At 36.3% G+C, this 22,549-nt stretch carries 15 protein-coding genes; 5 read left to right on the top strand and 10 right to left on the bottom strand.

Annotated features, from left to right (window positions below; translation table 11 throughout):
- Positions 1 to 338 precede the first annotated feature (338 nt).
- The 3 genes from BC008_RS01370 to BC008_RS01360 form a co-directional block, all read right to left on the bottom strand.
- Positions 339 to 1,784 (bottom strand): NB-ARC domain-containing protein, encoded by a 1,446-nt coding sequence (locus BC008_RS01370; protein ID WP_058182983.1) that lies wholly within the window; start codon positions 1,782 to 1,784, stop codon positions 339 to 341.
- 1,684 nt (positions 1,785 to 3,468) lie between these two features.
- Complete coding sequence (locus BC008_RS01365) at positions 3,469 to 5,913, bottom strand: hybrid sensor histidine kinase/response regulator (protein WP_027843480.1); 2,445 nt, start codon at positions 5,911 to 5,913, stop codon at positions 3,469 to 3,471.
- 221 nt (positions 5,914 to 6,134) lie between these two features.
- Positions 6,135 to 7,700 carry an ABC transporter substrate-binding protein gene (locus tag BC008_RS01360; RefSeq protein WP_082650457.1) on the bottom strand — a complete coding sequence of 522 codons (1,566 nt, stop codon included), beginning with the start codon at positions 7,698 to 7,700 and terminating at the stop codon, positions 6,135 to 6,137.
- Between the two features lie 391 nt (positions 7,701 to 8,091).
- Between BC008_RS01360 and BC008_RS50250 the strand changes: the two genes are divergently transcribed.
- A complete protein-coding gene (locus tag BC008_RS50250; RefSeq protein ID WP_201026066.1) occupies positions 8,092 to 8,268 on the top strand; it encodes a hypothetical protein in 177 nt (58 codons plus the stop codon).
- Positions 8,269 to 9,055: 787 nt separating this feature from the next.
- Here BC008_RS50250 and BC008_RS01355 read toward each other — a convergent pair.
- Positions 9,056 to 9,667 (bottom strand): thermonuclease family protein, encoded by a 612-nt coding sequence (locus tag BC008_RS01355; RefSeq protein WP_058182982.1) that lies wholly within the window; start codon positions 9,665 to 9,667, stop codon positions 9,056 to 9,058.
- A gap of 780 nt (positions 9,668 to 10,447) precedes the next feature.
- On the opposite strand from BC008_RS01355, the gene BC008_RS01350 reads away from it, so the two are divergent.
- The gene (locus BC008_RS01350) at positions 10,448 to 11,218 is read left to right on the top strand and encodes a hypothetical protein (protein ID WP_027844811.1); all 771 of its coding nucleotides are present in this window, start codon (positions 10,448 to 10,450) and stop codon (positions 11,216 to 11,218) included.
- Positions 11,219 to 11,493: 275 nt separating this feature from the next.
- On the opposite strand, the gene BC008_RS01345 is transcribed toward BC008_RS01350, so the two are convergent.
- On the bottom strand, positions 11,494 to 11,739 hold the full coding sequence (locus BC008_RS01345) for a hypothetical protein (RefSeq protein ID WP_058182981.1): 246 nt from the start codon (positions 11,737 to 11,739) through the stop codon (positions 11,494 to 11,496).
- A gap of 209 nt (positions 11,740 to 11,948) precedes the next feature.
- Positions 11,949 to 12,617 carry a TVP38/TMEM64 family protein gene (locus BC008_RS01340; protein ID WP_027844810.1) on the bottom strand — a complete coding sequence of 223 codons (669 nt, stop codon included), beginning with the start codon at positions 12,615 to 12,617 and terminating at the stop codon, positions 11,949 to 11,951.
- Between the two features lie 123 nt (positions 12,618 to 12,740).
- Between BC008_RS01340 and BC008_RS01335 the strand changes: the two genes are divergently transcribed.
- Positions 12,741 to 14,021 carry a tetratricopeptide repeat protein gene (locus BC008_RS01335; protein ID WP_027844809.1) on the top strand — a complete coding sequence of 427 codons (1,281 nt, stop codon included), beginning with the start codon at positions 12,741 to 12,743 and terminating at the stop codon, positions 14,019 to 14,021.
- 86 nt (positions 14,022 to 14,107) lie between these two features.
- On the opposite strand, the gene BC008_RS01330 is transcribed toward BC008_RS01335, so the two are convergent.
- The gene (locus BC008_RS01330; protein ID WP_027844808.1) at positions 14,108 to 17,338 is read right to left on the bottom strand and encodes a HEAT repeat domain-containing protein; all 3,231 of its coding nucleotides are present in this window, start codon (positions 17,336 to 17,338) and stop codon (positions 14,108 to 14,110) included.
- A 718-nt stretch (positions 17,339 to 18,056) separates the two neighbouring features.
- Between BC008_RS01330 and BC008_RS01325 the strand changes: the two genes are divergently transcribed.
- Positions 18,057 to 18,980: a lysophospholipid acyltransferase family protein gene (locus BC008_RS01325; RefSeq protein ID WP_036266631.1), complete on the top strand. Its 924-nt coding sequence runs from the start codon at positions 18,057 to 18,059 to the stop codon at positions 18,978 to 18,980.
- A 43-nt stretch (positions 18,981 to 19,023) separates the two neighbouring features.
- Here BC008_RS01325 and BC008_RS01320 read toward each other — a convergent pair whose 3' ends face one another.
- The 3 genes from BC008_RS01320 to BC008_RS01310 all read right to left on the bottom strand — a co-directional run bounded on the left by BC008_RS01320 (position 19,024) and on the right by BC008_RS01310 (position 22,400).
- A complete protein-coding gene (locus BC008_RS01320; protein WP_058182980.1) occupies positions 19,024 to 20,412 on the bottom strand; it encodes an IS200/IS605 family accessory protein TnpB-related protein in 1,389 nt (462 codons plus the stop codon).
- 115 nt (positions 20,413 to 20,527) lie between these two features.
- Positions 20,528 to 21,142 carry an esterase/lipase family protein gene (locus tag BC008_RS01315; protein ID WP_027844805.1) on the bottom strand — a complete coding sequence of 205 codons (615 nt, stop codon included), beginning with the start codon at positions 21,140 to 21,142 and terminating at the stop codon, positions 20,528 to 20,530.
- Between the two features lie 88 nt (positions 21,143 to 21,230).
- Positions 21,231 to 22,400, bottom strand: coding sequence for a vWA domain-containing protein (locus tag BC008_RS01310; RefSeq protein WP_027844804.1), 1,170 nt, complete (start codon positions 22,398 to 22,400; stop codon positions 21,231 to 21,233).
- On the opposite strand from BC008_RS01310, the gene BC008_RS51085 reads away from it, so the two are divergent.
- Positions 22,389 to 22,526, top strand: coding sequence for a hypothetical protein (locus tag BC008_RS51085; RefSeq protein WP_235595769.1), 138 nt, complete (start codon positions 22,389 to 22,391; stop codon positions 22,524 to 22,526). The genes BC008_RS01310 and BC008_RS51085 overlap by 12 nt on opposite strands.
- The last annotated feature ends 23 nt before the right edge of the window (positions 22,527 to 22,549 follow it).

Genomic DNA, 22,549 nt, shown 5'->3' with positions numbered 1-22,549 from the left:
CTTGTTACTCCCCTACAAGAGATGTTAAGACTCCCTTATGAATAGCTTTTGAACTTTTCTATATTTATATTTGCAAAAAAAGCTAGACTTGTCAGTCGGAAAAATTCGGCAATATAGTCTGTAAATAGGTAGGAATAAGTCGGAGCAAATGCTTATGTAAATAAAATTTTATTTTTAGGGAGAAAAATATGTAGAAATGTAACGTTATTTAGTTTATAGAGAATTTATTTACATGAATATTTTAGAGTTTAGGATTGGGAAATGTCTATTGAGAATTGAATGTCAACGATGCTAAATGAATATATTATTAGTCCTTGCACTATCATTCTAATTATCAATCAAACTTGTTTCATGTTTACATAATCCATAATAACTGGTTCTTGTTTAAGTCCAGCAGGGGTTTTCTCAATCAGAGAACGCTGAAGTAAACTTCTCAATGCTTCCATGAATTTACTTCCAGAACTAGATAAACAAGTTTTTTCCTGCAAGCTTTTAATGTCAATAGGAGCTTCACCTAAAGCAATTTGATACATTATTTGCTTTTCTAAACTTGATAAACGCTCAAACTGTCGAGTAAGCAGATTCCGTAAGTCCCTTATTTCTGAAATCTTGTACTCTCCTATTTGTAAAAACTTTGAGATGTTACACTCAAATAATTCTTTGGTTTGAGTCGCTAAAATTTTCAGCATCAAAGGATTTCCAGCATAATACTTCACCAAAAAATTCCAATCACTTTCTGTCGCTGAGAATGGTGAAATCGCCAGTAAAATTTTTTGAATTTCTTTTAGCGGTAAACCTTTAAGGTAAAACGAACGAACAGGTAAGTTTTCCCCTTCTTGAAGTTCTAAGTCTCTGGGTTTTTCTCGCGAGGTTAGTACTAAACAGCTCTGATGCTGAATCATACCGATATATCGAATTAGTTCACCATATCCTGAATATTCTTCCTGATAACAACCTACTTGTTCTCCAGGTTCTAAAACTGACTCTAGATTATCAAAAATTACTAAACAACGGTGAGAGCGAAAGAATTCAAGCAAGAGTAATATTTTCTCTTCCACACTTGTGGGTGAGTCTGCGACTTTAGGATAAGTGAAAAAGTTGAGTAATATTGTTACAGTATCTTCAAAAGCTGGAGCTTTATGCAGACTACGCCAAATGATAAACTCAAATTGATTTTGAACCTGTTTTGCTAATTTAGCAATCAAAGTAGTTTTACCAACACCTCCTATACCTAATACTGTCAACAGTCTACATTGGTCTTTATTAATCCATCCTGTGAGGGTAGATAGTTCCTCATCTCGTCCATAGAAACCAGAAATATCAGGAATTTCACCCCAATACTTTTTCCTATTGTTCAAATAATGACATGGTATTTGATTAGATTTACACAATGCTAATTCTCCAGTAGATAATCGCTGCTCTAAAATCGCCTTAAAATTCTTCTTGTAAACTTTTTGCCCCAATTTTTCGGATACTTGTTTCCATAAATCAGCTGCGACATCTTTAATATGACCTTCCGAACAGTTGATTTCGGATGCAATTTCCTCATAAGTTTGACCTTGCCAAGCTCCCTTAAAAATAGCTCTCTGTAAGTTATTTAAGGATTTTCCTTGTATAGATACAAGTGCAGACTCTGCGAGGTTAAAAGCTCGATTTTCTTCAGATTCAGTAATATTCTTAGATAATACTGGTTTAGACTCGATTAAATCAGTAGATTTCCTTATGATAGAGTAGCTTTCTGCTTCTGGGTATTCAACAAAATTACGTACTTCCGGGAATGTCATTTTTCTAAATCAGTTAGACGACATTAATCAAAAAACGAGTCAAATAAGTAGAAAATTGGTAACAAAGCAAACAATATTCTCTGATATTGCAATACTCTTTTTTATCGTTCCCAACAAACGATAAGTCAAAGTCCAACTTTATTCGCGCTAAACTACTTAATTTCTATTCAATAAATCTTGGATTTTAACTACAAAAGATATTTGACACCAAGTATCGAAAAATTCAAAACTAGGAGTGGAGTCTTATAAATAACGCCCTATAAGGCTGACCGTCCGCTTACGTTCATGATGCTGTTTAAGGGCAGAAAGCACTAACAGCAACGCCAGTTTACCTGGTTGTTCGGGTTGTCAATCATTTACGAAAAAACTAGCCTATAAGTACTCAGTAAGTTCATAGTAAGGAATCAGACTTACACGATTTAGCTAATAAATAATATTGCTTTGGGAGGAGTAACAATCTAATCTCTAGATTTTAATCCTACCCGTTAAATTTGCGTAAGTTCCGTAAGTATGAAAACTATTCTTTTCCTTGACTCTAAATTTATGCAAAGCTTGACAAAAAATGCTTCACATCTGAAGAGTGGAAATAGACTGTAGGTTAAGTCTAGAGAACAAACCTGTTAGTTCTCTAATGATGAATAAGACCGTTGGAGGGAGACAAGGGTTACTAAGAAGTGGATAAAGTTCGGAGGTTATTTTGTAAAAATATCAGTTTTTTTTATCTTATCTTTTTAAGGTGTTGCCTTTCAAAGGCTTATCCTAGTTCGATTCTCATCTTGCTATAATTATTAATCCTCCCAGATCCCACATGTGTCGGTCTTCAGGGGTATCTTCTTTATCTTGACACCAATTCTAAGAAGAAGTTATGTTAATTGGCTATCCTGCAGCTTTCCTGAAACAAAGAAAATTTCCTTGATAAAGATTTTGCTAATGGACAACCATGTTAATGAAAAGTTACATAAACTTCCACTTTTAAATTAGTCCCACAGTAGGCAAATAAATATTTAAATTTGCACCATGACATAGGAAGAAAGTAAGGATAGATACCTCAAATCCCCTTCATACCAACTTACTCAAATTTTGTGCTCTATCAAGTAGCCCCAAAGCTTTAGAGAATCTCTATTAAGTTAGTAACAGCGCATTTTACTAAGAGATACATTATGAGAGATAACTAGATTGATTGGTTTTTATTATCCTGACTATTGGTTATAATCTATAGTTCGGAATAATCTATAGTAAAGATACCAGCGATATTTACCGATCTACTAGCTTATCAATAATTCTCAAAGAATTAGAAAGTACTAGCTACAGGAGCACATAGCTCATAGCCTATACTTTAGAGTGCTAAACTTTATTTGCGATTATTAGATTTTAGAGCCTAACACAAGTTTCTCAAGGCATACTTTATAACATGAGAATTTCTAAATCTTGGTTATTTATCATCGTAGCAAATTATAAGAACTAGAGCGTTGTAATTTTTTGGAAAAGTTATTAAAATCTTTCAATATTACATATTTGTCAATACTTTTAATTTTATGTGACCTATATTTCACAAGGCTTTCAGCTTTTAAACCAAGCAATGAACCTGATACATTAAAAAAAATTACAAAACGGACAATTCAATTACTATATAGTACTAAAGAATACTAAATGTCTGCGAAAACACTGTTTTATTTTTAGTTAATTAAGTCTTGCTTAGCTCAATTATTGTATCAAAATCATAGCGTGAGGTAAGTATTCTGAGTTGTTCGGCTAAAGTTCGGTCGCTACTTGGAATCTGCTCTATTAATTGCAAGACTGAATCTGCATCCACTTCAATTGCTGCTTGATTTAAACTTGCAACCCATTCTTCGGACATCACGCTTAAATCTTTTGAAGTAAGTCTTATTTCTTGACTGGAATCAGAATCTTCCTCTGAGTCTCGATCTTCGGTTTCGCCTTTGTAAATATATTCAACTTCTAAGTACTTACCAATGGTTTCAAAAATAACTTCTTGTTGAAAAGGTTTGTGAACTAAATCATCACAACCTGCAGCTAAAATAGCAGCTCGCTGTTCTTCAAAAGCACTTGCTGTCAAAGCGACAATGGCTGTAGCGTGTTCTTGAGATCGCGCCTTGATTTTCCTAGTTGCTTCATAACCATCCATCAAAGGCATACGCATATCCATCCAGATAAAATGAGGCTTCCATTCTTCCCATTCTTCGATAGCCTCAACTCCATTATTGGCCGTACGTACATCAAAAGCAACTTTGCTCAGCAATTCAGCTAATAAGTCTCGATTTTCTTGACGGTCATCGACCACAAGAATCCGATAATTTTCTTGGGATGGAGCTAATGCAATAACCTGGCGTTTTACAGGTTTATCTGTTTTCGATCTTTTCGCTAAAGCAAGTTTAATTTCAAAGTAGAAAGTAGAACCTTTGTCTAGAACGCTATTAATAAATATATCACCTCCCATCATTCGAATGAATTGACGACTGATAGCAAGCCCTAAACCAGTTCCACCTCTAGTTTGAGCGCCACTTGCAGTTTGTACAAAGGGGTCAAAAATCTTATCTACTTCGTCTGGATGGATACCTTTCCCCGTATCTTCCACTTCAAAGTAAAGGGTACAGAGTTTTTCACCTGGGTATTGTTTGTGCCATGATTTAACCTTTACTCTAAATATAACTCCACCCTTTTGAGTAAACTTGATAGCGTTACCCAATAGATTTATCGACACTTGACGGAGCTTTCCCCGATCGCCAATGACAAAATGGGGTAAATTTGGATCTGTCTCAAATTCCAGTACCAATCCTTTTGCAGTCGCTCGGAGTTGAAACATATCTTTGATGACTTGCAAAAGACGATGCAAATTAAAGGATTCTGGATTTAAAACGGTACGACCGGCTTCAATTTTTGACATTTCCAAAACATCATTAATCAAAGCAAGTAAGTGTTCCCCACTACGGTTAATGGTCGCAAGAGAATTATGCTGTTGAGAGTTGAGCATTTGATCCCGCTCCATCAATTGAGCAAATCCTAAAATTGCATTTAAAGGAGTGCGCAATTCATGACTCATATTAGCGAGAAATTCACTTTTTGCTCGGTTAGCTGTTTCCGCTTCTTGGGCTTTTAATTCTAATTGATGACTATAATCTTCTAACTGCTTACGGGAAATTTCTAGTTGTCGCGATAACCAATACACACCAATTAATAATATCCCCGCCGCTGTTAAGCCCAAAATTACAATGATATTCGCCAGTCTACGGGCTGGAGCAAATGCTTCACGCTGTCCCATTTCTACCAGTAAAGCAAACTCCTGCTCGTTCAACCAACGATATACTCCCAATACTGGTATTTGGTCATAGTTGCTGTAAAGTTCCTCACCACTAAGCCCGAACATCGCCCGATCAATACCATAACTATTAACAGTTCTAAGAGGTTTTTCCCGATGTTCTTTAGAAATAAATATATTGTCATTACCTACAGAACCAACTAAGTAGGTTTCACCGCTTTTTCCTAAACCTGTTTTTTCACGAACAATTTCATCAATTCGCTCCAGGTTAAGATTTGCTAAAATCGCACCTTGACGGACTCCCGAACTGTTTCTCCAAGTCTTTGATAAAGTTACGGTAAGTTTCCCAGTATCGTGGGCTCTATAAAAAATTGGTGTAAATTTATCTCCCCGCTTAACTTTCTCAACATCAGTTATATTTGCTGAAGGTTCATACTTACCTTGACGCTTTTTGTTCGTAGAAATAATTATTTTATTCGTACGGTCAAGAATCGATATTTCTTGTAGATTTGGTTTAACCTTATTAACTTGTGTCAAATACTGGTAAATAATTTCATAGGTCGCTTTATATTCTGATTCAGATATATTCCGTTCGAGAATTTTATTAATCTTAGCTTTGACGTCTGGAAATTCAGTTACTAGCAAAAAATCCCGTTGCTGGTATTCAAACCAACGGGTAATTTCTTCTTCTTTAAGTGCAGCTGCAACTTTAAGCTTATTAAAAGCTGCTTCTTCGAGAGCTTCCCTCGCACTGAAAAATGCAACTCCTCCAACGACACCAACAGTTAGAAGAGATAGTAGCAAGAAGGAACTTGCAATTTTAGTAGTCAGTTGTTGCTTCCAAAATTTCATTTGTCCTTCTCTTCAAGGCTGATTACCGGGTACCCAAAATCAAAAGTGCAGAGTTTAGTCTCAAATTGCTTAACCCTTCACCCTTGATTCGTGATTTTTTACTCTTTTCAGGAAAAAAGTCAAATAAGTAGTTAAAATCAATTAGCTTGTAAAAAACCAACTTTTAAATCAACTAACTTTTAGATCAACTAGCTTTTTAAAAAAGCAACTTTTTAAGTAGACTAACTTTTTTCCCAATCATCAAAAATTTCCTTGATTTTTTTGATGGATTCATCTGCTGCTTCTTCTGGAGAAATTTTATCAACAATAACTTTATTCAGAGCTTTTCCCCAAATATTTTCATCAAGGACTTTACTATAAGCAGGATTTTGAGAAATCTGAAAATAGCGAACTCTACCTTCAGTAAAAGTTTTAGTTGCGGTAGAAATGTGGGGATCTTTGGGATTTGTCCAAAAAGTATCTTCCCATACAGGGTTCAAAACTGGTGAATTGCGACCTCCTGCAGTTCTGAGGTAAGTTTTCAATACTTCTGTCTTTACAACATAACGTAAGAATTCCTTAGCTAATTTCTGATTTTTGGAATCGGCTAAGATCGTTGCTTGCTCAGCCATAGTTAAATGTTCCACTGGCTTACCATTTGGTTTGTTGGGAAACTCCAAAATACCCAGCTTATTTTGGTAAATATCCGGATCTTGACGCACAGCGACAGGAATTGACAGACTGGAGTTAGGAGTCATTAATATCTCCCGATTTAGCAAACTGCGATTATTACCTGGGTTCAACCACTTTAAAGCCGTCGGTGGAATATAGCCCTCTTGGTAAAAGTTTTTGTACCACTCCAACACTTTGATAATACCTTGACGTGTTTCGGGTTTATCAGTCAGAAGTTCCCCTTTGGGACTAACAATTTTTACATCGTAAGCTTCCAAAATTTGTTCGAATAAGTAGTAAGTATCGCCAGCTTCCGGTGAAAGAGTAAACCCCAAACTATAAATATTGGATGTTTCACTAGATTTTTGAGCCCGCAAATCGTCTTGAGCTTTCTTCCAAAATTCCCAAAAAGCATTCCATTCCTGGGGAATATCTTTTTCGCTACGACCAACTTGCTTTAACAAATCTCGCCAGTAATAGATTTGCATTGTCGCTTGGTGAATTGGAACCCCATAATAACTCCGCTTTTTCTCAACGTTGTTATAAAAATTGACTGTTTCTAAAACTGGTTTGGGATAGAGATTTTTCAGCGGTTCAATAATATCAGAAACATCTACTAATTTATTTTCCCAAGCAAGACGTGAATTTGGCGACCTCTCAGCTTTAAAACTCATAACCACATCAGGGGGATCGCCTGCTTGCAAGGATCTGCGAATTTTTTTAGCCAGAGAATCAGTCGTATATAAAAGTAGCTGAATTTGATTTCCGGTTTCTTTTTCCCAGTTACTCACCAGTGTGCGGAGGGCTTCATCTTCTTCTGGGTTGAAACCTTTGTCCCACCAGACTTTTAGTACTTTTTGATTGACTGAATTTTCAGAAGACGGTGAGGAATTTTTTAATTGTTCGTCTCTGCTACAAGCTGTAGCAGTCATAGCAAATACTAAAAACAAACAAATAAATTTAAATATTTTTTGGCGATCACTTCTAGATAAATTTAATTTTGGTTTAAACTGAAAAATCGACAACACTGAAACTCTAAGAACTGAATCTCTAGAAATTAAAACCTTAGGAATTAAAACTTTAGGGATTAAAACTCGAGCGACTCGATTTATTTGTGCATTGCGTATTCTGCGCATATTCATCTATTTAAGGCAGCCAATAAAGTTATTAGATTGTACTTATTAGTAAGATTGAGCGTTGTAAGTCGATTAAATTGAACTTCGACGTACAGATGTCTTCTCAGGGGTATAAAAACTTTACGCAATTTTCAAATAAAAATTACATATATTTACAATTATTTTCGATTTAGTAATTGACTAATACTAAAAATTTTATTTGTTATTCATTGTTATCCCTTCTCTATTTATTCCCGATTACCTTTTAATTTAGGATCGGTCAACAAGGGATATTCAAATATTAATACGTAATAGTAATTTTTCTTACAGATTATCTCTTGAAGTCACCATTTAGTTGCTAGATCGAGCATGGAGTATGACTTGAAGGGAAATTACTTGTGGGAGAAGAACAATGAAAAAAGTGCTGTGGCGAAAATTATTCCTCAAAACCTTTGTCTGGTTGATTACTGAACTTCTACTAAATTTAATTGGAATTGATGATTTAGCTGATTATAGCGAATTTTTATTTGAGAATAGAACATCAAACTCGGCTAGCTTGGGTGTAGCAAATATTGCTTTAGTCTTATGAGGCAAATTATATCAGCTAATACAAGTAAAACTCTTCATATCTGACTTTATCTTTTAAATCCAAGCTAATAAGTGAATATTTTTTGTTTAATTATAATTAAGCTTGTGTAATTATTAATCTTTAATATTCAGTATTTAGTCTTTTCAATTTAATTGCTAATACGAAATAATATTCTAGCTTGAAAAAATCAACTATTAGCAGGCTAAAAACTTGATATTTATTTTTTGTAAATCAGGAAAATTGATTAAATTCTCCTGGATAACAAAATTACAGATACAAATCAAAGTCAAAATATTTATTTTTTCCCTAGTTCTTCCCGATTGTTCTCTAAATTAAAATTATTCAGCTAAGTCAAATATCTTGCACTTGAGTTGATTGGTAATAGCGCAAAACAAGGCACTTAAATCTGTGGGGTTGATATTTTTTAAAATATTATCAACCTCATTTTTATTGATAAGGCACATGTAGCGCTACGCACAAGCCAAAATAGTTGTGCTAACAAAGGTCAAAATATAACTTATAGCAGAAGTCAGGAATCAGGAGACAGGAGACAGGAGTCAGGAGACAGGAGTCAGGAGACAGGAGACAGGAGTCAGGAGTCAGGAGACAGGAGTCAGGAGACAGGAGACAGGAGACAGGAGTCAGGAGACAGGAGACAGGAGACAGGAGACAGGAGACAGGAGACAGGAGACAGGAGACAGGAGTCAGGAGACAGAAGTAGAATCGGCTTTATAACTGACTTTCAGTTTTTGAACTGTACTTCACTTAGTTGCAATCCGCTATATAATTATTTCTTTTTTTGTTTGCGATATTCCCAAGGGTCAATAAACCTTTTATCGCTCCAAACACCCTTTTGATTGGCTTTTGCTCCTCCTTGGGCTTGTTGAACAAAGATTTTGCTAGGACAATTTTTTAAGTAGGGAGGATAAACAACAGCTAATCCTTCACTGACCAACACTTCTTGGACAAAAGTACCATCAGGTAGCCTTACTTCTGCAACGCTGCGTCCATATCGGTCTTTATCAGTTACGTCTAACCTCACGCGATTTCCTGCACCACTTACTAACTCTTGTAAACGCTCCTGTGCTTTTTTACCCCATTTAAATTGACTGCGATCGGCTAAACGCCGACTTTTCTTTTCTTTGTTTGTATGGGGTATCTCCGGTGCATCCACACAAGCAAAACGCACGCTAATTTTTTCTCCATTGGGATCGGTTAACGCTAGGGTATCACCATCACTGACTCGTCGAACTGAATATTCTGGTGGACCAAAAACCTGATCGCATCCAAAGGTTCCAAATAGCAATACAGTTATGCATACCAATATGGTTATTTGTCTTTTGAACTTAAGATTCGGTGCTATGTACTTCAGTACTTTACGTTTGAATAATTTATCCATTCATCTTCTTCCACGAGTTCGTCCGTGGTGATGATAGCAATAATTCTTCTGTTTTCTGCCTTTGAAACGTATAGATTGAGGATACTTGTAGCAATTTAATCCAGATAAATATATGTGTATTTTTAGGAACAATCTTTCAGCTCTCGAGAATTTTTATAGATAAAGCTTGTTATATTATGGCTTTTTTGATTCAAGTTATTTGTCAAATAATTAATAATATTTCTTAATTATTAAATTATGACGTCTGAGTAACACTCTGTCTTGAAAGATAAATTAATAAAAAGTAACAATTAATGCAGAACATAGCAAAAGGTACCACATAGATTATGAGAGTGGAATTTGGCCAAAAAAAGACACCGTCTAGTTTTTAAATCAAATTCTAATTTACATCCACAGTACTCAATGATTGGATTAAAAGAATTATTTGATCAGCATGAATTAAGTTATACAAATATGTAACTTGCGGCACAAAAACAACAGTTTTATTGACATAAATTATTAATTGCGTATAATGATTTCATTAGTTTACTGGTAGTTGTATTTACAAGGAGGACAAGCATTTAAGATAAATCTTGCAATCTGAAGCACAACAAAAAATAAATACACTCAGTAGTAATTTTCAACAAATTATTTTCAACGAACAATCCTGACAAAATAACGATTCAAGTAAGCCTCTAAACTTGAAACTGTATAAAAAACTTCTAGCAGATAAAAATTACTGATGGGTATTTATCTCGAACAAATTTAAATAAAAAATTACGCAATATAGCGATACAAAGAATGGACGAAGAAAAAATAGTAGTAGTTGGTGGTTATGTCGGTTGTGGTAAAACTACTTGGATACATCAACAAATAGCTTTAAAGGAAAAAGGTTTTCCAAAATATTATAAAAAAATACTATATTTCAAGCCTGGTACGGGGAAATTCCAGATAGACCAAAAGAGAATTAGTATAGATTTTCCTAAAGTAAAAGTATTTGGAGATGGTCAAGAAGAAAAATTCCTGGATGAGCTAGAATCGGCAGATATGGCTTATATAGAACTGGAAAGTAATTTAGGACTTGGCTATATTGAAGAGCTTTTAAAGGATTTACCTTATTATCCAGTTGCTATATTACCTCCTCTATGCAAAAAATGCAGATGGCATTCTTGGGGAAAAGAGATACTAACTGGTGCTGCAATTAGAGAAAATTTTCATCAATTAGAAACCCTTCGCTTAGTAAATACTGGAAAAGTAATTTATACTAATAGTTTTAATAAGCTGTGGAATCAAATAACCGAACATATTTATGGAAAAGTTATTCGTGCTAAAGGAATCTTTAATTTAGATGATGGTCGCATCATTTATACAGAATTCATTTCTGATATTCCACCAATCGATTTTTTAGAACTGAATCTACCACGGTATTTACAAGGAGCCCCAAAACGTTTTAGTGGTTTAGAATTGGTAGGTTTTTCTTTAAATGAAGTTTCCTTACTAAGAGTTTTGGAAGATAGTTATTTACCAAGCTTTGGCATTTCACAATATCAGCAAGAATTAAAATCGAGTTAATAATATATCTGTAATAACGTAAGCATATATGTCCTTATTATGTATATATCTATGTAAAAATATTATCTCAAGATAGATAAAAAATATAATCAATTGTAGCCCTTGCTTCGCAGCTGTGCTTTAGCCTCTACCGCATGTGCACAGCTTGTGCTTATTGCTATCAACGAAGAAAAAATTGATAATAAAAACTCTTATACCAATTTGATAAATCATTGCAACGTCTCTACAGAAATCTATCTGTCTCATTATTTTTCCAAATTGGTATTATTAGAGATCTACTCTTTACTTTTCTGCAAAGAGCCATCTGGTAATAACCAGAAAGAAACACGACCAATACAAACCAGTTGAGCTTGTTGTTTATCTGCTTGAATAATATCTCGTATCTTTACCGGAATCGCCCCTTTAGGAGGAAAAGCCCAGTACTCCCCATTGCGACAAAACGGTTCTGTATAACCATTTTGCTGACACCATTTTTTACAAACACCCTCAATAGCCGCCAAAAAGTTTGGATATTCTTGCATCTGATTGAATGGTTAATGGAGAGCGGGCAATTACCCTATGATTTATCTAGAATTATTATCAATAAGATAACATGTTATGTTCCACAGTGGGTGTTATATATTTTTCATTGTTCGTAAAAAACTAAGTGCAGAAAATGAATTGTAGAACAATTACAATGTTTAGGGTCCATTGCTTTGATATTTTCTTTTGAGCATTCAGGTTAAAGCTCTTATTCCTTGTCGCTTACCTTTAGAGATTTTTCCTGTTGTTTGCGCTGAACAATTCCGGTGACGATCGCTAAAACAAATGCTCCAATCATCGCAAGAATCAAGAGCCATGTACTTCCCCCAGAAACACCAGCACCGACAGCTACAATAGTGGCGTTGGAAATGGAAACACCTATTACAAGAGCTGGTATGAACAACTTAGGAGAAGCTTTGGTCAGTCCAACAGCGTAACAGACAAAATCGAATAAACCCGTCATCAAAAAAGCAGTCATGAGGAAAAAGTTACGCTCCAAGTGACGTTGACTGAGTTCATCAACGCGAGTCATGAAGCGATCGCCAACTAATTTTGCGACCACATCCCGACCGTAACGTCTGGACAAATAGAAGCTTATAGAACAAGAGATTATATCTGCGAAAGAAACTACCGCAACCCCTGTAGTGAAGCCAAATAAACTTCCCGCAAGTAGAGAATAAGCCGAACTTGGAAGCGCCGGAATTACTACACTAACGAAGCGCAGTGCAAAAATTCCCAGAGGAGCCCAAACTCCCAGTAGCTTAACTTTAGCTTGTACTTGTTCCATTCCATAGGTATTTAAGAGCCATATACCTAAAACTACTAGCAGGACAATTAAGATAAATTTGAGTATTTTAAAAACGGTACGCTTGTTCACTTTTAATGTAGTTAGTAACTGAGTTGGCAAAATTTTTGGAACAACAAATTTAGCATATCTAATAAGCTTTATCATTTAATTAGATTTTTAAGTCTAACAGATGCTTATGATTACGTAATAAATATGGTAATTAAACATTTATTTAAACATTTAGTTTTAATTATTTTGGTAATCATTAACTTATCAAACAACTATGCAACCGCACAACCTACACCGAAGTCATCTTTAACACCTGAATCAAGCCCGAAGTCGTTAACTACACCTGAAGAACAGCAAATTCAAGAATTAGAAAGGCTTCAGCGTTCGCAGGAGATAGAAGAACAGGTAGAAGAAGAAGTTGACCGTACGGTAAACACAGTATTTGAAACTACCATAAACTTAATCAATTGGAACATAGGAATTATCAATCTTTTATTCATAATAATTCCTATAGGAGGTGCACTTGCTTTTTGGTTCTTTCGAATAATTATAATCAGGAAATTAGAATCGGATATAAAAAACAAATTAGAAAAACAAATAGAAGCTACTCAGGAAAAAGTCATTAAATCCTTACAAGAAAGAATAGATACTAATCAGGTAGAAATAGATAAATTAATTAGAGAAAATACTAGTAAAATATCAGAGGCAGAAGAAATGATGTCAGATATTCAAAATAAAATTAATCAGCTTAAATATGACTTAACAGAAAGTTTGGAAAGACAAAAAGAATTTGTCAATACTTTTATGAACGAACTGAATATTTTATTTACAGATGCTCAACGGGAAAAAGATATAATTGTCCAGAAATTATCCAAATTAGCACCTCCCCTTTCATCTCTTCCAGATACCCATCAACCAGATATTCAAAAGCAAATACAGGAACTAACAGCAGAACTTGAAGAATTGAAATTGGGGAACCCTCAAATATTTTTTACTACAGACGATTATTTAAAACACGGTGATGCTTTATTTTTTGAGGGTAGCTACAAAGATGCAATTAAGTCCTACGATGAAGTGATTCAAAGACAGCCCGATTCATATCCTGCTTGGGTGAGTCGCGGTTGGGCTTTGAGAAGAATAAATAAATTTAAAGAAGCTTTGAAAGCTTATGATAAAGCGATCGAAATTAATCCTACTCATCATATTGGGTGGTATGGTCGCGGAAATGCTCTGAGAGAATTAAAGCAGTATGATGATGCGATCGCAGCTTATAGTAAATCCATTGAAATGAAACCCGATTTTTTCTGGGCTTGGTTTCGTCTGGGTAGGTGTCATTTCTTTAAACAAGATAATGATAAGGCTTTAGAATTTTTAAATAAAGCAAAAGAATTAGATCCTGATAAATTTCCCAAGCTTCTTCGTAGTGATGAGGAGTTTGATTCAATTACCGATTTAGAAGATTTGAAGCAGTTATTTGAAGGTTAATTTGTATTTATATAGGAATCCAGTTTGAATATTGAAAAAATAGGTATAGCACTACTTAGCGCCATAATATAAATATTTTTGTCCACCTACCTCAATCGCAACAATTGCACGTAAGTATCCATAACGGTATGGTCCTTGGTGTCAACGGCGTATTGAATTAAGTTTTCGCGTAATTCCTGGGCTTGCTCTAAAGGAAGTAATTTAGCTAGTAGGAAGTAAACACCGCGAAATCTTGGGTCATCCATGTGTTTGCTTTGACGTTCTTTGGCTTCGGTTGAATCACCTAAGAAGTTCTGCACGATAAAGAATTCCATGATTTTATCATGACGGAAATACCACTCTTTTTTGGTTTCGCCATCTTTGTTTTTCCACTGACGACTGACGACCATTTTATATTTTTGGTCTTCCATACTTAAAACTTCTTGGTCAAATTCATCAGCTAGAATTGCACTTTCGTCATTGATTCGCTGTTGGTATACTCTTTGGGAAAATTTCTTCAGGGGAAAATTATGTTTCCATTCCCGTTTGTATTCCCACGCCATTAAGTTATATTGTTGTTCTTGCAAACGAAACAAATCCGGATGTTCGCCTTGGGATAACATTTGAGATATCAAGGTTAGATCCATTGGGTTAGAAAGTACCCGATAGTTTGCTTCTAATTCTGTTGCTGGTTGTTGTGGGTCAAGAATTTTTCCCAGATAATTTTTACAAGCTTGTTTGTACGAATCGTCTGTAATTTTTGCATCTGCAGGAAGACGCAAAGAACGAGAAATCAAAAACTGACTAATTTGTTGTTTTGTTAAAGGTTTTAAGATAAATATCTTGGCGGTGGAAGGTGGTTCCCACTGCAGTGGTTGGGTGGTCATAATGACATTACAGTGAAAATAGCTTTCCACAAATTGTTTAATTTGCGATCGCGTATCGGCGGTGACTTCATTCAGTCCATCAATATAAATATCAATTGCACCGCTATAAATAAGGCTTTTTAAGAAGTTGATATCCTGTGCTTGTCCGCGAAGTTTTTCTTGAATGGCTTCAATTACACCTTTTTCGCACTTGTATGCAGGTAAATAAACGGCAATATTGGATGTATTTTTGAGTAAATGACACAAAAACATCGACTTACCTAAACCAGAATCACCTTCTAAAACAATTTGTCCTTTGACGGTGGGTAAGGCTTTGGTAATAGGAACGATTTTGTCAGAAGCAGGAGGTTTGACGCAAGATTCAGGAAAGTAAGTTGCTTCAGTAAAATTATCTAACCGTGCATCTGCTAATAATGAACGTTGAAAAGGTTCTAATAATTTGCGACGCAGAAAAGGAACCCAGGTAAGGAGAAAACCAACGTAACCCATACCAGCAATCCTTCTGACCCAAGGATTCCAGAAGAAGATGGCTTGAATTTGGGGAGATTTGGGATAAGCAAAGATTAGAGCAAGCCAAAAAGCTGCGTGAGTTAAGATGATGTTTCTAAAGTTGAAAAACCATCGCCAACCTTCCAGGTTAATTATTACTGACTGTATTGTTTCAGCGTTCGTAGAGTTGATTTGTTTGAGGTTCTTGTAGTGCTGTCCAAGTAAGGTAATATCTTGAGTTTCCCAAACAACGTTTTTGTTAGCTGCAACTACTGCTATTTTTTCTGCTAAATCATTTCGTAATTCTGTTAAGTCTTCACTGGTAATTACTTCCCAGACTTTGAGAAATAATTTCAGTGTTTTCACAGCTTCTGAATGGGTGAGTTTTTCTGGAGTTGTTTGAGGATAAGCAAGCCATTTGATTAAGGTTTTTGCTTCATCACTACCACCACTCACAAAATAACCTAAAAAACGCCATTGTGGGATAGTTGATAGACTGTCGTAATAAGCATTATTAAGTACAATTAGAAATTCTTTTAGCTCCAGCGGCTTTTGTTTTATGTTCCTTAAAGCTTCTGCTGCAATTTTACGATCCGAATAATTGATGGTTTTATCTTTGAGAATGTAAAGGATATCTTTGACATAGAGTTTAGCAGCCTCCCCTAAATTTCCCAAAGCTTCTAATGCAGTACCACGGAGGTTTGATTCATTAAGAGTTTTGGCTTTATATTTAAGGATATTGCCGATGTCTTCGATGTAGTCTTTAGCGACCTCCCCTAAATTACCTAAAGCTCTTGCTGCACTACCACGAAGGTATAATTCAAGACTTTTATCTTTAAGGATATCAACAATGTTTTTGATGTAGGGTTTAGTTGCATCCCCCAAATTTCCTAATGCTTGTATTGCAATGTCACGGATTTGAAAGTCAACGGTTTTATCTTGGAGAATATCAACGATGTCTTGGACATAGGGTTTAGCAAGATCCCCTAAATTCGTCAATGCTGAACCCATAATAAAACGAGTAATTTGATCAACAGTTTTATCTTTAAGGAGTTCAAGAATTTCTTGGACGTAGGGTATAGTAGCATCCCCCATTTTCCCAAAAGCAGATGCTGCAGCGCCACGAACTATGAAATCGATTTTTTGATCTTTGAGTAACTCAAAAATATCTCCGATATAGGGTTTAGCAATATCCCCTAAATTTACCAAGGCTTCTGTCGCATTACCACGGACTTGAGAGCCAACGGTTTCATCTTTGAGGAACTTCAGGATATCTTTGACGTAGGGTTTAGCAGCATCCCCCAAATTCCCCAAAGCTCTTACTGCACCAGCACGAACCAAGTCATCAGCAGTTTTATCTTTAAGGATGTCGGCGATATCCTCAACATAAGGTTGGGTAAGCTCTCCCAAATTCCCCAAAGCTCTTACTGCACCAGCACGAACTCCAAAGTCAAGGTTTTTATTTGTGAGGATATCAGCAATTTCTTCAACATAAGGTTTAGCTGCACTTCCCAAACTACCGAACACTTCAACTGTACTGTAACGAAGTCCAGGATCAAGACTTGTATCTTTGACTAATTCAAGCATGTCTTTGAGGTAGGGTTTAGCAGCATCCCCCAAATTTTTCAAAGCTCCTACTGCATCGCGACGAACCTCTAATTCAACATTTTTATCTGTGAGAAGTTTGATAGCTATTTGAGCAATATCCTTGGGTTGCTTAAGTATTGCTTTTAAGTCCTTCGTATCATATTCACCTAATTTCCTCAAAGCAAATCCCTGAACTTTAGGATCGCTATCGTCAAGAGCAGCCATAATGCCGTTAATATGCCAGTCTTGTGGCTTAGGCTGAGATACTTTTTGAGCATTTACCCGGGTTAGGTTGGGTAGAAGAATAAGGCAAATAGTAAAAGTGAAAACTAGAAAAAGGGAAATTTTTCGTTTAATGCGGGTGAAGACAGACATGATTAGGGAATAAGGGGAAATTGATAGAATTAGGAAATTACAAATCTCACCTCAATCCTTATCCTTACCAAAAAAATATAGAGTAATAAGACAGGTAAAATCAGGGTGAGAAGTAAAGGCATTTCATCAAGCTGATAACTGCTACAAATAATTAATCAACTCGATCGCTATCAATTCCAGAAGTATTTTTATTAGCAGAAAAAGCTTTTTTGGGCATCCAACTTTATCGGTTTATATCACAGGCTTATTATTAATACCGATCGTGGGTTTTAAAATAGACATCTCCGGAAAAGAATGTAGAGACGTACTATGGTACGTCTCCTAAGAAACTTGTGCTCGAAAGCTTATAAAATTGTACTTTTTGATTTTGTCAGCGTAAGTTTCTTTTATGTTTTGTGGAGGGGAAAACCTAACCCCTCCTCAATCGCTCTACAAAGATTTTGGGTTATGCATATTCAATTTCCGGAGAGCTCTAATATAGCTTCTGTCAACTTCTTGTAAAAAAATATCATCGTTTCGTTTTATTGAGTTTAAAATAAACTAAAATAAAAGTATGTAGTATTAGTAGTATTTAATACTTTAAGGTTAGATTAATTACTAGTCAACCGAACTGAGTATCACAATATCAAAATACTTACAGAGTTAAGTGGTGGTGAGATCCTCTGTAAGTCTAGCGAAGCTTTATATATATTTATCGACATCTCACCGATGAAAAGAGATGAATGAAATATCTAAAGACCCAAATCTGAGTTCTGTAATTCAATCCTTGGGAACTTTGACAAATTTATACTTAAAAGCATCTTTAGCTGGAGCCAATACCCTCACAGGATGGTCATTGGATGATCGAGACCCCCAGATAATTGAAAAGCTAATGCCTTTTTTTAGCTGGCTATACAAATATTATTTCCGGGTGCAAACCGATGGGTGGGAACATATCCCAAAAACAGGAAAAGTACTATTGATTGGTTCTCATAATGGTGGATTAGCAATTCCTGACACCATGATGATGACCTATGATTGGTTTAGAAAATTTGGCACAGACCGCATAGCCTATGCCTTAATGGAACCAAAAATATGGCAATTCCTACCGTGTTTCGGTCGTTTAGCAACTCAAATAGGCACCATTCAAGCACATCCTAAAATGGCTAAAGCGGCACTGCGTCGGGGTGCTACTGTTTTAATCTATCCAGGAGGGGCTCAAGATGTATTTCGCCCCTACTCTATGCGAAACAAGATATATTTCTGTGGCAATAAAGGATTTATCAAACTAGCCTTAATGGAAGAAGTTCCAATTATCCCACTTATTTCTCATGGGGCTCATTCCACCTTATTTGTGATTGCAAATCTGTACCCTCAATTGAAGCAACTACATCAGTTGGGTATGCCATGGTTATGGGGAATAGATCCTGGTGTATTTCCAATTTACCTGGGTTTACCTTGGGGGATTGCTGTTGGTCCGTTGCCTAATATTCCTTTACCAATTAAATTGCACACTCGGGTATGTCCGGCTATTGTATTCGATAGATATGGTAAGAAAGCAGCTCGCGATCGAGAATATGTCTACCAGTGTTATAGGAAGGTTTATAATCTAATGCAACAGCAACTAGATCGATTAGTTCAAGAAGAAGAAGGTCTGGCTTGAACGCACCCCAACTAAACTAACGTTATAGTTGAGGATTCATCCGCTATGCAGCTTTTAGACTACGCAACGTTTCCAGAGTTACTGGCGTTCTCAGTGTGTCGTTGGAACTTTTGCCTACGAACACTCTAGAAAAGTTTTTATCACCCAAAATATAGCTGTACCAATACCTAGCACCTATGTTGTAACTGGCATTTAGATCTGCATTGTAATTCTTCCCATTACTGAAGCGACAAAGGGAATAATTAATCTTGCTCCTCTTAACTTTACCACTACCATCAAAGGCATAGGCGCTGGTATATTTCGGGTTAACAAAAACAACTTTACCACCCAATTCCATCCATCTATCTTGTGTCAACTCCACAATTTTTCTATGACACCAAAGATGGAATTTTTGTTTTTGTAAAGACTTTTTCCTTCCAGCTTTAGCTTTCCAGCCTGCTAAATTCTCAAATACAATTAATTTGATATTATGAGACTTGGCAAAACTAACAATACCTCGCACCACTTTGCGAGAAATCTCCAGGTTGATGTTAGCTGATTTACGATAAAGTCCTCTACAAAAACCTTTGATGAAGTCTGACTTTGTAATATCTCTAGTCTGCTTAGATTTTTTTGCAATCATCATCCGTCGTTGATTTCGTCGGTCTATGTCTCTAGCAGGATTAACAAAATTCCTAGCTTTTACAGTACCGTCTCTACCCACTATAGATGCTGTTGCAGCATTGTTTATACCCATATCAACACTGCAAACAAAGTCGGATTCTTCGAAAACAACTTTCTTTATCTGAACAGGCATAGAAAGTTGGCATTTATTTTTATTTACCACCAATGCAGGTGATTGTATCTTGTTCCCCTCAACTAAATGGCGATTTAAACCATGTTTTATGATCGGAATTTTAGTCAACCATATCCAATCAAATCCATTCCAAACTTTAATATCAACAGTTTTATAATTTAATCCATACCTTACCTGCTGACCTTTATACAATGCTGGGTAAGAATTACACATTGCTGTCAATTTTGGTGGTGAGGATTGGCGTTTTTTTCTAATGCCTGATTGCCATTCTTTGTACCTAGTATGAAAGCTAGATACTATACCGATAGCATCAGAAATAGCAGCACGTCTTAGGTAACTTGGAAACTTCCTAAAAGACGGGTATTTATCAATGATTTTTTGGAAATATAAATGCTTAGGATGAGGATTTTTAACAGTCCTGTGAATCATCCTCTCCACTGCATTAATCCGTTCTTTGGAAGTCAAACTATCAAGACTAATCCATTGAGCATTAACAATTAGAACTAAAGGTTTTAAAAACCTGCGATATTCCTCTATAGTTGCAATCATTTGCTGTTTTTGAATTGATGTCGCCACTAAATTCCAGACATCAGTCCTTACTACAGATTGCGTATTAGTTATTTTTTTACTCATCATGAATTAGTCCCGACCTTGACTAAATACATTTTAACTAATTAATATATAGATGGGGACTGCGCGGGCAATACTGTTCAAAGAATTTTCCTCCTAGAATCAAGCAATCTTATTGACTTTAATAATGTGCAGATAAAATGCGTCCCACTGTCTTTTGGACCACAGAATTATTCATCATAAAGGTATGCATGACAGGTAACTGAACTATTTGGTCTTGGTCGGATAGTCGAGTTTCACTGAGAGCAACAATACCGTCATTGAGTTCATTTCCAAACGGGCTCCAGGATCCTCTTGGTCCTGCCGTACCAGCTAAAATTGTGTAAGGAGATTCAATTCCTGGAAGTGATGTAAAGAAAGCCTGGTTAGTTAAGTTTAATCCGCACTGACCTGTCCACCATCTAAAAGGTGGTAGTCGCCAAGCATGGGGCGCGAGGCGTGGTAGTTGGTTTGGCGTACCTAACATGACAATATGTTTAGGTAATTCAATGGAACCTATACCCAGAGCCGCTCTTATTAATAATCCCCCGAGGGAATGGGCAACAATCCCATAAGACTCTTTACTAGCTATTTTTTGAATACGGATTCGAAGACGCTCAACGATAGACTCAAATGTTTCTGCAAAGGCGATGTAAGCAAACTGTTCGGTCGTACATCCAGTTTGTTGTAAGTACCATTCAAGACCAAGCAGTGATAAGGGTGTTCGACTAAGACCGTGAATTAGCAATACCTTCATTCTTCCAGCAGAAAATTCTTTCTTGTTTAAATACCCGGACAAAATTAATTTAACATTTTGTAAAATTAATTGAACATGATGCTAAATGTTAGACACTAACTCTAATCCCTAGTCGAACTGCTTCCCCAAAGGGAAAATCTTCTGTTTCAGCCCCTCCTGGAGTTACCACCCACAACACAGGTAATTCTGGTTTCCACTCTGGAAAAGTTCCATAACCATCAGTTAAGTAAACACAAACCGCTTGATTCTGACCATCCCAACTAACTGCTACTTTTTCAAAAAATGGGATAAACGACGTTCCACCACCCCCTTCAGGTTTGGGTATAGCTGCATGTGCTTGCAATTGATAGGGTCCATAAACATCAACATCAGCGTAGTAAAGCTCGCACTTGAGATGGGGATATGAATTAAGAATTCCTTTTAATTCAGCTAAAAATACCTGTAATATATCGCTATCAACGGAACCACTAGTATCTATGCATACATAAACATTAACTGATTCACCTTGCAAACTTTCTAAATATAAACCCCGTCCAATAAAGCGACGGTCGAACCCAGAAAAATCAGTAGGTGTTTGTACCATATAGCGCCAAAGATAAGTACGCCAATCAATTTGGGCGGTGCTCAAACTACCTAATTCTCGCTTGACTCCTGCGGGAACATCTCCTTTTTCTGTGGCTCGAATAACCGTTGCTGCTTGTTGTAAAGCATTTTGCCAGTTAGCCTCGATCGCAGCTTTTCTGGCTTGAGACATACTATCATTGTTGCTTTGTTCGCCTTCGTTGTCTCTTTTACCCGAACTATCCTGTGGCGGTCTGTCTAATAAATCAGGTTTACTTAAATCTGGAGAACTTCCCCGGTCTTTCGCCAAAATTTCGTAAATTTCTTCAACACTGAGATTTTCTAGATCGGGGTCGCGTAAAGTTTCAGCAGGTAATTCAAATATTCCCTGTTGGGCAATTATGCCATTGATGACAATATCAGCAGCAACATTCCATAGCTCGCGATCGCGCACCCCCCGGCGAGTTACATGGAGTAATGCTGCATGCAAAACCTCATGTAATAAAATTGCATCCTGCTGATTTGGGCTCAGGGACAGCAAGAAATCAGGATTAAAGTATATATCTTTACCATCAGTTGCTGCAGAATCAATCTCTTGAGAAGGAACAAACTGAGCAAACATCGCCAAAGTGGCAAAGAAAGGAGACTTCATCCGCAAACGTAGTAAAGAAGCGCTGATTGCTTTTTGGATTTCCATGGGGTGGGGATTGGGGGTTGGCGACTGGGGGAAAATGTGGGAAGTGTGGGAGGATGGGGAAGAGCAAATTATTCATTCTTACTCATTACTCACGCCTTATGTGAATTAGAAGCTGAAATAACCTAAATTCCTAGGAATAATCACAAACG

Source organism: Mastigocoleus testarum BC008, assembly GCF_001456025.1.
Taxonomy (GTDB): domain Bacteria; phylum Cyanobacteriota; class Cyanobacteriia; order Cyanobacteriales; family Nostocaceae; genus Mastigocoleus; species Mastigocoleus testarum.
Note: the sequence above shows the minus strand (reverse complement) of the source record. Positions and strands in the feature narration are given on the sequence as shown.

Coding starts and splice junctions, on each gene's coding strand:
- BC008_RS01370 (WP_058182983.1), bottom strand. CDS start 1,784: ATGACATTCCCGGAAGTACGTAATTTTGTTGAATACCCAGAAGCAGAA.
- BC008_RS01365 (WP_027843480.1), bottom strand. CDS start 5,913: ATGAAATTTTGGAAGCAACAACTGACTACTAAAATTGCAAGTTCCTTC.
- BC008_RS01360 (WP_082650457.1), bottom strand. CDS start 7,700: ATGCGCAGAATACGCAATGCACAAATAAATCGAGTCGCTCGAGTTTTA.
- BC008_RS50250 (WP_201026066.1), top strand. CDS start 8,092: ATGAAAAAAGTGCTGTGGCGAAAATTATTCCTCAAAACCTTTGTCTGG.
- BC008_RS01355 (WP_058182982.1), bottom strand. CDS start 9,667: ATGGATAAATTATTCAAACGTAAAGTACTGAAGTACATAGCACCGAAT.
- BC008_RS01350 (WP_027844811.1), top strand. CDS start 10,448: ATGGACGAAGAAAAAATAGTAGTAGTTGGTGGTTATGTCGGTTGTGGT.
- BC008_RS01345 (WP_058182981.1), bottom strand. CDS start 11,739: ATGCAAGAATATCCAAACTTTTTGGCGGCTATTGAGGGTGTTTGTAAA.
- BC008_RS01335 (WP_027844809.1), top strand. CDS start 12,741: ATGGTAATTAAACATTTATTTAAACATTTAGTTTTAATTATTTTGGTA.
- BC008_RS01330 (WP_027844808.1), bottom strand. CDS start 17,338: ATGTCTGTCTTCACCCGCATTAAACGAAAAATTTCCCTTTTTCTAGTT.
- BC008_RS01325 (WP_036266631.1), top strand. CDS start 18,057: ATGAATGAAATATCTAAAGACCCAAATCTGAGTTCTGTAATTCAATCC.
- BC008_RS01320 (WP_058182980.1), bottom strand. CDS start 20,412: ATGATGAGTAAAAAAATAACTAATACGCAATCTGTAGTAAGGACTGAT.
- BC008_RS01315 (WP_027844805.1), bottom strand. CDS start 21,142: ATGAAGGTATTGCTAATTCACGGTCTTAGTCGAACACCCTTATCACTG.
- BC008_RS01310 (WP_027844804.1), bottom strand. CDS start 22,400: ATGGAAATCCAAAAAGCAATCAGCGCTTCTTTACTACGTTTGCGGATG.